Annotated in this window: 13 protein-coding genes; 8 read left to right on the forward strand and 5 right to left on the reverse strand. The window is 53.6% G+C overall.

The features are described 5' to 3' along the window. Positions 1–20 precede the first annotated feature (20 nt). Both lplA and C4F37_RS08105 read right to left on the reverse strand, forming a co-directional pair. Positions 21–1,037: a lipoate--protein ligase LplA gene (gene lplA / locus C4F37_RS08100; RefSeq protein ID WP_000105872.1), complete on the reverse strand. Its 1,017-nt coding sequence runs from the start codon at positions 1,035–1,037 to the stop codon at positions 21–23. A 27-nt stretch (positions 1,038–1,064) separates the two neighbouring features. Beyond that, a complete protein-coding gene (locus tag C4F37_RS08105; RefSeq protein ID WP_000124608.1) occupies positions 1,065–1,709 on the reverse strand; it encodes a YtjB family periplasmic protein in 645 nt (214 codons plus the stop codon). 105 nt (positions 1,710–1,814) lie between these two features. Between C4F37_RS08105 and serB the strand changes: the two genes are divergently transcribed. The 5 genes from serB to nadS all read left to right on the forward strand — a co-directional run bounded on the left by serB (position 1,815) and on the right by nadS (position 6,177). Further along, a complete protein-coding gene (gene serB / locus C4F37_RS08110; RefSeq protein ID WP_001132964.1) occupies positions 1,815–2,783 on the forward strand; it encodes a phosphoserine phosphatase in 969 nt (322 codons plus the stop codon). A 48-nt stretch (positions 2,784–2,831) separates the two neighbouring features. Next, positions 2,832–4,214 (forward strand): DNA repair protein RadA, encoded by a 1,383-nt coding sequence (gene radA, locus C4F37_RS08115; protein ID WP_001298501.1) that lies wholly within the window; start codon positions 2,832–2,834, stop codon positions 4,212–4,214. A 20-nt stretch (positions 4,215–4,234) separates the two neighbouring features. Next, on the forward strand, positions 4,235–5,467 hold the full coding sequence (nadR, locus tag C4F37_RS08120; RefSeq protein ID WP_000093832.1) for a multifunctional transcriptional regulator/nicotinamide-nucleotide adenylyltransferase/ribosylnicotinamide kinase NadR: 1,233 nt from the start codon (positions 4,235–4,237) through the stop codon (positions 5,465–5,467). A 91-nt stretch (positions 5,468–5,558) separates the two neighbouring features. Further along, on the forward strand, positions 5,559–5,891 hold the full coding sequence (locus C4F37_RS08125) for a type II toxin-antitoxin system RelE/ParE family toxin (protein WP_001298496.1): 333 nt from the start codon (positions 5,559–5,561) through the stop codon (positions 5,889–5,891). A gap of 1 nt (position 5,892) precedes the next feature. Next, complete coding sequence (gene nadS / locus C4F37_RS08130; protein WP_000007436.1) at positions 5,893–6,177, forward strand: NadS family protein; 285 nt, start codon at positions 5,893–5,895, stop codon at positions 6,175–6,177. A 55-nt stretch (positions 6,178–6,232) separates the two neighbouring features. Here nadS and ettA read toward each other — a convergent pair whose 3' ends face one another. After that, on the reverse strand, positions 6,233–7,900 hold the full coding sequence (ettA, locus tag C4F37_RS08135) for an energy-dependent translational throttle protein EttA (protein WP_000046754.1): 1,668 nt from the start codon (positions 7,898–7,900) through the stop codon (positions 6,233–6,235). 206 nt (positions 7,901–8,106) lie between these two features. Between ettA and sltY the strand changes: the two genes are divergently transcribed. Then, complete coding sequence (sltY, locus tag C4F37_RS08140) at positions 8,107–10,044, forward strand: murein transglycosylase (protein ID WP_000409429.1); 1,938 nt, start codon at positions 8,107–8,109, stop codon at positions 10,042–10,044. An 89-nt stretch (positions 10,045–10,133) separates the two neighbouring features. Then, positions 10,134–10,460, forward strand: coding sequence for a trp operon repressor (gene trpR, locus C4F37_RS08145; RefSeq protein WP_000068677.1), 327 nt, complete (start codon positions 10,134–10,136; stop codon positions 10,458–10,460). Between the two features lie 72 nt (positions 10,461–10,532). On the opposite strand, the gene yjjX is transcribed toward trpR, so the two are convergent. Then, positions 10,533–11,060, reverse strand: coding sequence for an inosine/xanthosine triphosphatase (yjjX, locus tag C4F37_RS08150; protein ID WP_001350367.1), 528 nt, complete (start codon positions 11,058–11,060; stop codon positions 10,533–10,535). Between the two features lie 51 nt (positions 11,061–11,111). Between yjjX and gpmB the strand changes: the two genes are divergently transcribed. Then, the gene (gene gpmB / locus C4F37_RS08155) at positions 11,112–11,759 is read left to right on the forward strand and encodes a 2,3-diphosphoglycerate-dependent phosphoglycerate mutase GpmB (RefSeq protein WP_000942350.1); all 648 of its coding nucleotides are present in this window, start codon (positions 11,112–11,114) and stop codon (positions 11,757–11,759) included. On the opposite strand, the gene robA is transcribed toward gpmB, so the two are convergent. Continuing rightward, entirely contained in the window at positions 11,756–12,625 is an 870-nt protein-coding gene (robA, locus tag C4F37_RS08160) for an MDR efflux pump AcrAB transcriptional activator RobA (protein ID WP_000371658.1), read from the reverse strand. The genes gpmB and robA overlap by 4 nt on opposite strands. Between the last annotated feature and the right edge of the window lie 75 nt (positions 12,626–12,700).

Here is a 12,700-nt window from a genome sequence, read left to right on the forward strand (position 1 = left end):
TGGATATTTTAATCAGCGAGTTACCTTACCGCCCCTGCCATCCACGCTGACAACTCCCGTAGCTCTTTTTCCTGTTCCGGGAAGTCAACCAGCAGCGCTTCGCACTCCTGTTGCAGCATATCCGCGCGGTACAGACAGCCTTGCAGTCGCCCGGCGAGGGCTTCCAGCGGCGCGGGGTTGAGACTGTCGGTAAACACCTGGGCGCGGGTGATATGGCCTTTTTCAACGTCGAAATGCAGTTCCACGCCGCCCCAGGTAAAGCGTTCATCCAGCAGATGCGAGAATGCCGGAGCCTGACCGAAGTTCCATTCCCAGCTACTCTGGCGGGCAAAGGTTTCGGCGAAGTTTGGCAAGTCTGGCGTTTTGTCCGGGGAGATGATTTCCGCTTCCACGCGCTCGCCATAATGGGCGAAAAAGGCCTCGGTTATGGCCTCGCAAACCTGCTCATGGGTGATCCCCGGTAGCAATTCGGTCAGATTGGTCACGCGGGAACGCACTGAGGTAATGCCTTTCGCCGCCAGTTTCTTTTTATCCGGATTGAGATAGTTTGCCAGGCGGCTAAGGTCGGAATTGAGCAGCAAAGTGCCGTGGTGGAAGCCACGATCTTTGGTTTCGCGATAGGCCGAGCCTGAGACTTTGCGATCGCCTTCGGCGGTTTTCACCACCAGATCGTTACGCCCGGAAGCTTCGGCGCTGACGCCGAGCGCGTTCAGCGCATTGAGCACAATCGACGTGGAGATGGTTTTATCGTACTCCGGCTTGCCAGCCATAAAGGTAAAACAGGTATTGCCGAGATCGTGGAACACTGCGCCGCCACCGCTACTGCGCCGCGCCAGGCGGACGTTATCTTCTTCCATCCGCCGGGTATTACACTCTTTCCACGGGTTCTGCGCGCGACCAATCACTACCGTGTCGGCATTGCGCCAGAGAAACAGAACGCGCTGCGTAGCCGGCATCTGGCGAAAAATACACTCCTCTACCGCCAGGTTAAACCACGGGTCGTAAGAGTCAGAGATGAGCAGGCGTAATGTGGACATAACGATTTCCTTTCTTGTAGTAATGGGTCACTCTTTTTTCTCGCTTTCTTCCTCTTCCGGCACCGGTTTACTGGCGGTTAACAGGAAGGGCGATTGCTGCCAGCGGGTGCGTTTACCCTGTAGCAGCGTGCGGGTCAGCACTACGCCGATTGCCAGCGAGAGCAGCAACATCAGGCGTAAAATGTTAGTGGTGTTATCCACCTGTTGGGCTTCGGTGGCGAGCGTATGGGTGTCGAGCGTCAGGCGCAGATAGCCGAGCGGTCCGTTTTTACCCGCAATGGGTTCGACAATCTGCTGGTTAAAATAGCCGCCCGCTTTTTTGCCGTCGAGCGCCAGCCGGTCGCGCACGTCGACGCTTTCGCCAGAACGGGCGATAAGATCGCCTTGCTCATCATATACGCCTGCGTCGAGAATGCGGCTTTCATCCGTTAACTGATCGAGGATCGCCTGAATGCGTTTTTCATCCGGTGAGTCGGTACGCATCAGCGGTGCAACGTTTAGCGTCACCTGCCGCGCCAGGGTGCGGGCCAGTTCTTCCAGTTGCGGATTACGCTGTCGCTGGTGGTTTTGACTAAACCATGACGCCCCCTGCATCAGCGCCACTAACAAGGCAAGACAGAACAGGACAATCACTGCCCGATGCAGCCGGAATTTCAGTTTTGTGCGAGCCATCTTCCACCCTTTGAAAATTTGAGACTTAATGTTGCCAGAAGCAATGGATACAAGGTAGCCTCATGCGTTATTTTCCCTGCTTCGAACGATTTTACAGGAGCCTTAATGCCTAACATTACCTGGTGCGACCTGCCTGAAGATGTCTCTTTATGGCCTGGTCTGCCTCTTTCATTAAGTGGTGATGAAGTGATGCCACTGGATTACCACGCAGGTCGTAGCGGCTGGCTGCTGTATGGTCGTGGGCTGGATAAACAACGTCTGACCCAATACCAGAGCAAACTGGGCGCGGCTATGGTGATTGTTGCCGCCTGGTGCGTGGAAGATTATCAGGTGATTCGTCTGGCAGGTTCACTCACTGCGCGGGCTACGCGCCTGGCCCATGAAGCGCAACTGGATGTCGCGCCGCTGGGGAAAATCCCACACCTGCGCACGCCGGGGTTGCTGGTGATGGACATGGATTCCACCGCCATCCAGATTGAATGTATTGATGAAATTGCCAAACTGGCCGGAACGGGCGAGAGGGTGGCGGAGGTAACCGAACGGGCGATGCGCGGCGAACTCGATTTTACCGCCAGCCTGCGCAGCCGCGTGGCGACGCTGAAAGGCGCTGACGCCAATATTCTGCAACAGGTGCGTGAAAATCTGCCGCTGATGCCAGGCTTAACGCAGCTGGTACTCAAGCTGGAAACGCTGGGCTGGAAAGTGGCGATTGCCTCCGGCGGCTTTACTTTCTTTGCTGAATACCTGCGCGACAAGCTGCGCCTGACAGCCGTGGTAGCCAATGAACTGGAGATCATGGACGGTAAATTTACCGGCAATGTGATCGGCGACATCGTTGACGCGCAATATAAAGCGAAAACCCTGACCCGCCTCGCGCAGGAGTATGAAATCCCGCTGGCGCAGACCGTGGCGATTGGCGATGGAGCCAATGACCTGCCGATGATCAAAGCGGCAGGGCTGGGGATTGCCTACCATGCCAAGCCAAAAGTGAATGAAAAGACGGAAGTCACCATCCGTCACGCTGACCTGATGGGGGTATTCTGCATCCTCTCTGGCAGCCTGAATCAGAAGTAATTGCCCGCCCGTCATCCTGCGGGCGGCACAGCATTAACGAGGTACATCGTGGCAAAAGCTCCAAAACGCGCCTTTGTTTGTAATGAATGCGGGGCCGATTATCCGCGCTGGCAGGGGCAGTGCAGTGCCTGTCATGCCTGGAACACCATCACCGAGGTGCGTCTTGCAGCGTCGCCAACGGTGGCGCGTAACGAGCGTCTCAGTGGCTATGCCGGTAGCGCCGGAGTGGCAAAAGTCCAGAAACTTTCCGACATCAGCCTTGAAGAGCTGCCGCGTTTTTCCACCGGATTTAAAGAGTTCGACCGCGTATTAGGCGGCGGCGTGGTGCCGGGAAGCGCCATTCTGATTGGCGGTAACCCTGGTGCGGGGAAATCCACGCTGTTGCTGCAAACGCTGTGCAAACTGGCGCAGCAGATGAAAACGCTGTATGTCACCGGCGAAGAGTCGCTGCAACAGGTGGCAATGCGCGCTCATCGCCTTGGCCTGCCGACTGACAATCTTAATATGCTGTCGGAAACCAGCATCGAGCAGATCTGCCTGATTGCCGAAGAAGAGCAACCGAAGCTGATGGTAATTGACTCCATCCAGGTGATGCATATGGCGGATGTACAATCATCACCTGGCAGCGTGGCGCAGGTGCGTGAAACGGCGGCTTATCTGACGCGCTTCGCCAAAACGCGCGGTGTGGCGATTGTCATGGTCGGGCACGTAACCAAAGATGGCTCGCTGGCTGGCCCTAAAGTGCTGGAACACTGTATCGACTGTTCGGTGCTTTTGGATGGTGATGCCGACTCACGTTTTCGCACCTTACGCAGCCATAAAAACCGCTTCGGCGCGGTGAATGAGCTGGGTGTCTTCGCAATGACCGAGCAGGGGCTGCGTGAAGTCAGCAACCCTTCGGCAATTTTCTTAAGTCGCGGCGATGAAGTGACCTCCGGTAGCTCAGTGATGGTAGTGTGGGAAGGAACGCGTCCGCTGCTGGTGGAGATTCAGGCGCTCGTCGATCACTCGATGATGGCGAATCCACGCCGCGTGGCAGTCGGGCTGGAGCAAAACCGTCTGGCAATCCTGCTGGCGGTGCTTCACCGTCACGGTGGTCTACAAATGGCCGATCAGGATGTGTTTGTTAACGTGGTCGGTGGCGTGAAGGTGACGGAAACCAGTGTCGATTTAGCGTTACTGCTGGCGATGGTTTCCAGCCTGCGTGACAGACCGCTACCGCAGGATCTGGTGGTGTTTGGTGAAGTCGGGCTGGCAGGGGAGATCCGCCCGGTGCCCAGCGGCCAGGAACGAATCTCAGAAGCGGCGAAACACGGTTTTCGCCGGGCAATTGTTCCGGCAGCTAACGTGCCGAAAAAAGCGCCGGAAGGGATGCAGATTTTTGGCGTTAAAAAACTCTCCGACGCGCTTAGCGTGTTCGACGACTTATAATGAGAGATACGGAGGGAGATATGTCGTCATTTGATTACCTGAAAACTGCCATCAAGCAACAGGGCTGCACGCTACAGCAGGTAGCTGATGCCAGCGGTATGACCAAAGGGTATTTAAGCCAGTTACTGAATGCCAAAATCAAAAGCCCCAGCGCACAAAAGCTGGAGGCATTGCACCGTTATTTGGGACTTGAATTTCCCCGGCAGAAGAAAACGATCGGTGTCGTATTCGGTAAGTTTTACCCGCTGCATACTGGACATATCTACCTTATCCAGCGCGCCTGTAGCCAGGTTGACGAGCTGCATATCATTATGGGTTTTGACGATACCCGCGACCGCGCATTGTTCGAAGACAGCGCCATGTCGCAGCAGCCAACCGTGCCGGATCGTCTGCGCTGGTTATTGCAGACCTTTAAGTATCAAAAAAATATCCGCATTCATGCTTTTAACGAAGAGGGCATGGAACCGTATCCACACGGCTGGGATGTGTGGAGCAACGGCATCAAAAAGTTTATGGCCGAAAAAGGCATTCAGCCGGATCTTATCTACACCTCAGAAGAAGCCGATGCGCCGCAGTATATGGAACATCTGGGGATCGAGACGGTGTTGATCGATCCGAAGCGTACCTTTATGAGTATCAGCGGTGCGCAGATCCGCGAAAACCCGTTCCGCTACTGGGAATATATTCCTACGGAAGTTAAGCCGTTCTTTGTGCGTACCGTGGCGATCCTTGGCGGCGAGTCGAGCGGTAAATCCACCCTGGTAAACAAACTTGCCAATATCTTCAACACTACCAGTGCATGGGAATATGGTCGCGATTATGTCTTTTCACACCTTGGCGGTGATGAGATTGCGTTGCAGTATTCCGACTACGATAAAATCGCGCTGGGACACGCGCAATATATTGATTTTGCAGTGAAATATGCCAATAAAGTGGCGTTTATCGACACCGATTTTGTCACTACCCAGGCGTTCTGCAAAAAGTACGAAGGGCGTGAGCATCCGTTCGTGCAGGCGTTGATTGATGAATACCGTTTCGATCTGGTGATCCTGCTGGAGAACAACACGCCGTGGGTGGCGGATGGTTTACGCAGCCTCGGCAGTTCGGTGGATCGCAAAGAGTTCCAGAACTTGCTGGTGGAGATGTTGGAAGAGAACAATATCGAATTCGTGCGGGTTGAAGAGGACGATTACGACAGCCGTTTCCTGCGCTGCGTGGAGCTGGTGCGGGAGATGATGGGGGAGCAAAGATAATCATCTTTATAAGATGTTGAGTGGGATTACTGATTTAAAAGTGTACTTAGTACTCCATTTAGGTGTACAATGTACCTGCCAGGGAGGGGGAATGGGTAAGGCGATAATATTTATAGAGACGCCAATGTTTACGCGTCAGATCAAGCAGATTGCAACCGATGATGAATTAAAGGAATTACAAAAAGAACTCATCGGAACTCCCGATAAAGGTGATCTCATTCAGCAGACTGGTGGATTGCGTAAAGTCCGAATGGCTGCGGGTTCACAGGGAAAAAGTGGCAGTGTCAGAATAATTTACTTTCTGGCGACGGAAGAGATTATTTATTTGATTATGGCCTATCCGATAAATGCCAAAGATAGTCTGACAGATACGGAAAAAGCTCAACTAAAGAAGTTGACGAAACTGCTCAAAGGCGAGATATAAAATGAGTTTTTTTGATGAGTTGAAAACCTCTCTGGAAGAGGCTGTCGAGATTAAACAAGGTTTAAAAGAACCTGCACGGGTGACCCGCTACGAAATTGCGGATGTTAAAGCTATTCGTGAGCAACTCAACGTTTCTCAAAGTGAGATGGCAAAAGCTCTGGGAACCAGTGTGGATACCATTAAAAGCTGGGAATCGAAGCGAAGAAATCCTACGGGATTGGCTGCAAAAGTACTTGCCACAATTAAAGAAAATCCTGCCTTTTTCCGGGAACTTGCTTCCCATTAATCATTTAACTAATACCGGATGCGATGCTGGTGCGCCGCATCCGGCATTTTACGCATTACTTCGCAATACGCTTGTACTTGATACGCTTCGGCTCCAGCGCGTCTGCGCCCAGCGTGCGTTTCTTGTACTCTTCGTACTCGGTAAAGTTACCTTCGAAGAACTCAACTTTACCTTCATCCTGGTAATCCAGAATGTGGGTGGCGATACGGTCGAGGAACCAACGGTCGTGCGAGATAACCATCGCGCAGCCCGGGAACTCCAGCAGGGCGTTTTCCAGTGCGCGCAGGGTTTCGATATCCAGGTCGTTGGTTGGTTCGTCGAGCAGCAGCATGTTGCCGCCAACCTGCAGCAGCTTCGCCAGATGCAGACGACCGCGCTCACCGCCGGAGAGTTCGCCAACGCGTTTACCCTGATCAACCCCTTTAAAGTTAAAGCGGCCAACGTAGGCGCGGCTTGGCATCTCGGTGTTGCCGATCTTCATGATATCCAGCCCGCCGGAAACTTCTTCCCAAACGGTTTTGCTGTTATCCATTGAGTCACGGAACTGATCAACCGACGCCAGTTTCACCGTTTCACCCAAAGTGATGGTGCCGCTGTCCGGCTGTTCCTGACCAGAGATCATACGGAACAGCGTCGATTTACCCGCACCGTTCGGACCGATGATCCCGACGATCGCTCCTTTCGGGATCGAGAAGCTCAGGGAGTCAATCAGCAGACGATCACCATAGGATTTACGCAGGTTGCTGACTTCCAGCACTTTATCGCCCAGACGCGGTCCAGGTGGAATAAACAGTTCGTTGGTTTCGTTACGTTTCTGATATTCGGTGCTGTTGAGTTCTTCAAAGCGCGCCAGACGTGCTTTACCTTTTGACTGACGGCCTTTAGTTCCCTGACGTACCCACTCCAGCTCTTTCTCGATCGACTTACGACGCGCCGCTTCTTGTGAAGCTTCCTGCGCCAGACGCTGATCTTTCTGCTCCAGCCAGGAGGAGTAGTTACCTTCCCACGGAATACCTTCACCGCGGTCAAGTTCGAGGATCCAGCCCGCAACGTTATCGAGGAAGTAACGGTCGTGGGTAATCGCCACCACGGTGCCTTCGAAGTCGTGCAGGAAGCGTTCCAGCCACGCTACGGATTCCGCATCCAGGTGGTTGGTCGGTTCGTCGAGCAGCAGCATGTCTGGTTTTTCCAGCAGCAGGCGGCACAACGCCACGCGACGACGCTCACCACCGGAAAGGTTAGCGATTTTCGCGTCCCAGTCCGGCAGACGCAGCGCATCCGCCGCACGCTCCAGCTGAACGTTCAGGTTGTGACCGTCGTGAGCCTGAATGATCTCTTCCAGACGGCCTTGTTCAGCGGCCAGCTTGTCAAAATCGGCATCCGGATCGGCATACAGCGCATACACTTCATCCAGGCGTTTCAGGGCGTTAACCACTTCAGAAACCGCTTCTTCAATGGACTCACGAACGGTGTGTTCCGGGTTCAGCTGCGGTTCCTGCGGCAGATAACCAATCTTGATGTCTGGCTGCGGACGTGCTTCACCTTCGATGTCTTTATCAATGCCCGCCATAATGCGCAGCAGGGTGGACTTACCCGCGCCGTTCAGACCCAGGACACCAATTTTTGCCCCAGGGAAGAAACTCAGAGAGATGTTTTTCAAAATATGACGTTTCGGCGGAACAACTTTGCCGACACGATGCATGGTATAAACGAATTGAGCCACGTTGGACTTCGCCTCTATGTTTATCGTGATGATGAGTTTTCAAAGGCGAAGTGTAGCCTGTTTCCCTGTCTAATCCCAGCCAGTCGATCACCCCGTAAAAGTAAAAAAGTGTCCGTAACGTGGCGTAAACGGCAATGACTGGTTAGCATAAATCTATTACGCGGCATGACGCTGCATTGATGTATTGACACTTAGAGGATGCGCTTGTGGAAAAAGCCAAACACGTTACCTGGCGGCTGTTGGCTGTCGGTGTCTGTCTGCTGACGGTCAGCAGCGTGGCGCGAGCCGACTCACTGGATGAGCAGCGTAGTCGTTACGCGCAAATCAAGCAGGCCTGGGATAATCGACAAATGGATGTGGTCGAACAAATGATGCCTGGACTGAAAGATTACCCACTTTATCCCTACCTGGAATACCGCCAGATCACTGATGACCTGATGAATCAACCGGCGGTGACGGTCACTAACTTTGTTCGCGCTAACCCCACGCTTCCTCCCGCTCGCACGCTGCAATCTCGTTTCGTCAATGAACTGGCGCGGCGTGAAGACTGGCGTGGCTTGTTAGCCTTTAGCCCGGAAAAGCCCGGAACTACCGAAGCGCAATGTAATTACTACTATGCGAAATGGAACACCGGGCAGAGTGAAGAAGCCTGGCAAGGGGCGAAAGAGCTGTGGCTAACCGGCAAGAGCCAGCCTAACGCCTGTGACAAGTTATTTAGCGTCTGGCGTGCGTCAGGTAAACAAGATCCGCTGGCGTATTTAGAGCGTATCCGTCTGGCGATGAAAGCGGGTAACACCGGCCTGGTAACAGTGCTGGCAGGGCAGATGCCTGCCGATTACCAGACTATCGCTTCGGCAATCATTTCACTGGCGAACAACCCTAATACGGTACTGACCTTCGCGCGTACAACCGGCGCGACCGATTTTACCCGTCAAATGGCGGCGGTGGCGTTTGCCAGTGTGGCGCGGCAGGATGCTGAAAATGCACGGCTGATGATCCCGTCGCTTGCTCAGGCACAGCAGCTTAATGAAGATCAGATTCAGGAGCTGCGCGATATTGTCGCATGGCGTTTGATGGGCAACGATGTCACCGACGAGCAGGCGAAATGGCGCGATGACGCGATTATGCGTTCGCAATCTACTTCGCTTATTGAACGCCGTGTGCGAATGGCGCTTGGCACCGGCGATCGTCGCGGCCTGAATACCTGGCTGGCGCGTCTGCCTATGGAAGCGAAAGAGAAAGATGAATGGCGTTACTGGCAGGCGGATTTATTGCTGGAACGCGGACGTGAAGCTGAAGCAAAAGAGATTTTGCATCAACTCATGCAACAGCGTGGTTTCTACCCGATGGTTGCTGCACAACGCATCGGCGAAGAGTATGAGCTGAAGATTGATAAAGCGCCGCAGAATGTTGACAGCGCCCTGACTCAGGGGCCGGAGATGGCGCGCGTGCGCGAGTTGATGTACTGGAATCTCGATAACACCGCGCGTAGCGAGTGGGCCAATCTGGTGAAGAGCAAGTCAAAAACAGAGCAGGCTCAACTGGCTCGGTATGCTTTCAATAACCAATGGTGGGATCTTAGCGTTCAGGCAACGATCGCCGGGAAGCTGTGGGATCATCTGGAAGAGCGATTCCCGCTGGCTTACAACGATCTTTTCAAACGCTACACCAGTGGTAAGGAGATCCCGCAAAGCTATGCGATGGCGATTGCCCGTCAGGAGAGTGCCTGGAATCCGAAAGTGAAATCACCGGTAGGGGCCAGCGGCCTGATGCAGATTATGCCTGGTACCGCGACCCATACGGTGAAGATGTTCTCTATTCCCGGTTATAGCAGCCCTGGGCAATTGCTGGATCCGGAAACAAACATCAACATTGGCACCAGTTACCTGCAATATGTTTATCAGCAGTTTGGCAATAACCGTATTTTCTCCTCAGCAGCTTATAACGCCGGACCAGGGCGGGTGCGAACCTGGCTTGGCAACAGCGCAGGGCGTATCGACGCAGTGGCATTTGTCGAGAGTATTCCATTCTCCGAGACGCGCGGTTATGTGAAAAACGTGCTGGCTTATGACGCTTACTACCGCTATTTCATGGGGGATAAACCGACGTTGATGAGCGCCACGGAATGGGGACGTCGTTACTGATCCACACGTTTATGATATGCTATCGTACTCTTTAGCGAGTACAACCGGGGGAGGCATTTTGCTTCCCCCGCTAACAATGGCGACATACTATGGCCCAACAATCACCCTATTCAGCAGCGATGGCAGAACAGCGTCACCAGGAGTGGTTACGTTTTGTCGACCTGCTTAAGAATGCCTACCAAAACGATCTCCATTTACCGTTGTTAAACCTGATGCTGACGCCAGATGAGCGCGAAGCGTTGGGGACTCGCGTGCGTATTGTCGAAGAGCTGTTGCGCGGCGAAATGAGCCAGCGTGAGTTAAAAAATGAACTCGGCGCGGGCATCGCGACGATTACGCGTGGATCTAATAGTCTGAAAGCCGCGCCCGTCGAGCTGCGCCAGTGGCTGGAAGACGTGTTGCTGAAAAGCGATTGATTTTGTAGGCCTGATAGGACATGGCGCATCAGGCATCGTGCACCGAATGCCGGATGCGGCGTGAACGCCTAATCAGGCCTGCAATGGCTGATACACGGCATTATGAAACGGACTCAGCGCCAGGATCACCGCCTGGTGATAGACGCTGGTGCGAGTGAGTTTCCCGGCGGTAAACACGCCGATCGCCCCTTCCTTACGACCAATCTCATCAATACCGGTATAACGCGACATCACGGGACCAAGCACCTCACCTTCACGCACTTTTTCCAGAATCACCGCAGGCAACGGCAAAGTAGCCGAACGCGCCTCGCCGCGCTGGCTGGCGTTTTCTATCACCACCCAACTGAAAGTGCTGTCACCATCGATGCCAGCTTCAATCGCCACCCAAAAATCAGCCTCAGGAAGTAAACGGCGGGCATTGGCTACCCTATTTCGTGCGCCAGCGCGCGTTTCCTCACTGCCAAAGGGCTGTTCCGGTACACCGCTCTCGACGGCAACGGATGCAATATGGCAGGATCCTTCGCCGAAGATCTCGTGAAATGCCTGCAGAATGGCCTGAATTTTAGCGGGATTGGTGGTCGCACAGACAACTTGGTGCATAATCAGCATTACTCAGAAAATTAACGTTACAGCAGTATACGGAAAAAAAGCATGTTACAGGTATACCTAGTCCGCCACGGTGAAACGCAGTGGAACGCCGAGCGACGTATTCAGGGCCAGTCTGACAGCCCGCTGACCGCCAAAGGTGAGCAACAGGCGATGCAGGTGGCAACCCGTGCCAAAGAGCTTGGCATTACGCATATCATCAGTAGCGATTTAGGACGCACCCGGCGCACGGCGGAAATCATCGCCCAGGCCTGCGGTTGTGACATCATCTTTGATTCTCGCCTGCGTGAATTAAATATGGGTGTACTGGAAACAAGAAATATCGATTCACTCACCGAAGAAGAAGAGAACTGGCGTCGGCAACTGGTCAATGGCACCGTTGACGGGCGTATTCCTGAAGGTGAGTCAATGCAGGAGCTCAGCGATCGCGTTAATGCGGCACTGGAATCTTGCCGGGACTTACCGCAGGGAAGCCGACCGCTACTGGTGAGCCATGGTATTGCACTGGGATGCCTGGTGAGTACGATTCTCGGATTACCAGCATGGGCAGAGCGCCGCTTACGTCTGCGTAACTGTTCTATTTCGCGCGTGGATTATCAGGAAAGCTTGTGGCTGGCGTCTGGCTGGGTGGTTGAAACCGCAGGGGACATCTCGCATCTGGACGCCCCTGCATTAGATGAGCTGCAGCGTTAACGACGGATCGGAATCAGCAGTTCACAGCGCAGATTAATTGGGCGATCTCCCGCTTTGGCATCTTCTGCCGGGTAGTATCGCTCAATATCCTGACCTTTACGGCGCGTCAGGTTAAGCATTGGCATGCACGTTCCGTATACCGTCAGGATAAACTCCTGCACGCCGGTTCCCAGACCTTCATAGGTAAACATCACATATTCGCCGCCCTGCAACATCACCGGATGCCCAGTCAGTACATAGCCATCTGCCTGATCCTGAGCTAACGCGGTGGTGTAGAACACCTCTTGTTCGTCGTCTTTATCCTGGCTCGGACGTGTTTCGTTCAAACCGTAAAGCACTGGTGGAATGGTTGGCGAGTTGCCGAGAAAATCGTGCCAGAACTGGTAGCGCATTTCATGGCGGAAATCAGAGATTTGCTCCAGCGAACAGGAGTAGCTCTGGGTAACACCAATCAGCGGCGTATCTTCCAGAGTGACAAATTTGTGCTCTGGCATAGTGAATTCACCCAGACGTAGCGGCGGGCGAATACCAAAGGCGCTCCATTCAGGAGAACGGCGGTAAAGTGCAGGAGTCTGGGCAAACTGCTTCTTGAAAGCGCGGGTAAATGTCTGTTGAGAGTCGAAGCGGTATTGCAGCGCGATGTCCAGAATCGGACGCGCAGTCAGGCGTAGTGCGACCGCCGATTTCGACAAACGACGAGCACGAATATACGCGCCAATAGCATGGCCAGTGACATCTTTAAACATTCTCTGTAAGTGCCACTTGGAATAACCTGCTTTCGCCGCTACATTGTCGAGCGACAGGGGATGATCCAGATGACCTTCCAGCCAGATTAAAAGGTCGCGAATAATGCCGGCCTGATCCATAAAATATCCTCATCCTTTCAACAACGAGCACCTGACATCAGGTAATTGGATAATAGCATTTTTTGCTGTTTTAGC

The organism is Escherichia sp. R1 (assembly GCF_003000935.1).
GTDB classification, from domain to species: domain Bacteria; phylum Pseudomonadota; class Gammaproteobacteria; order Enterobacterales; family Enterobacteriaceae; genus Escherichia; species Escherichia coli.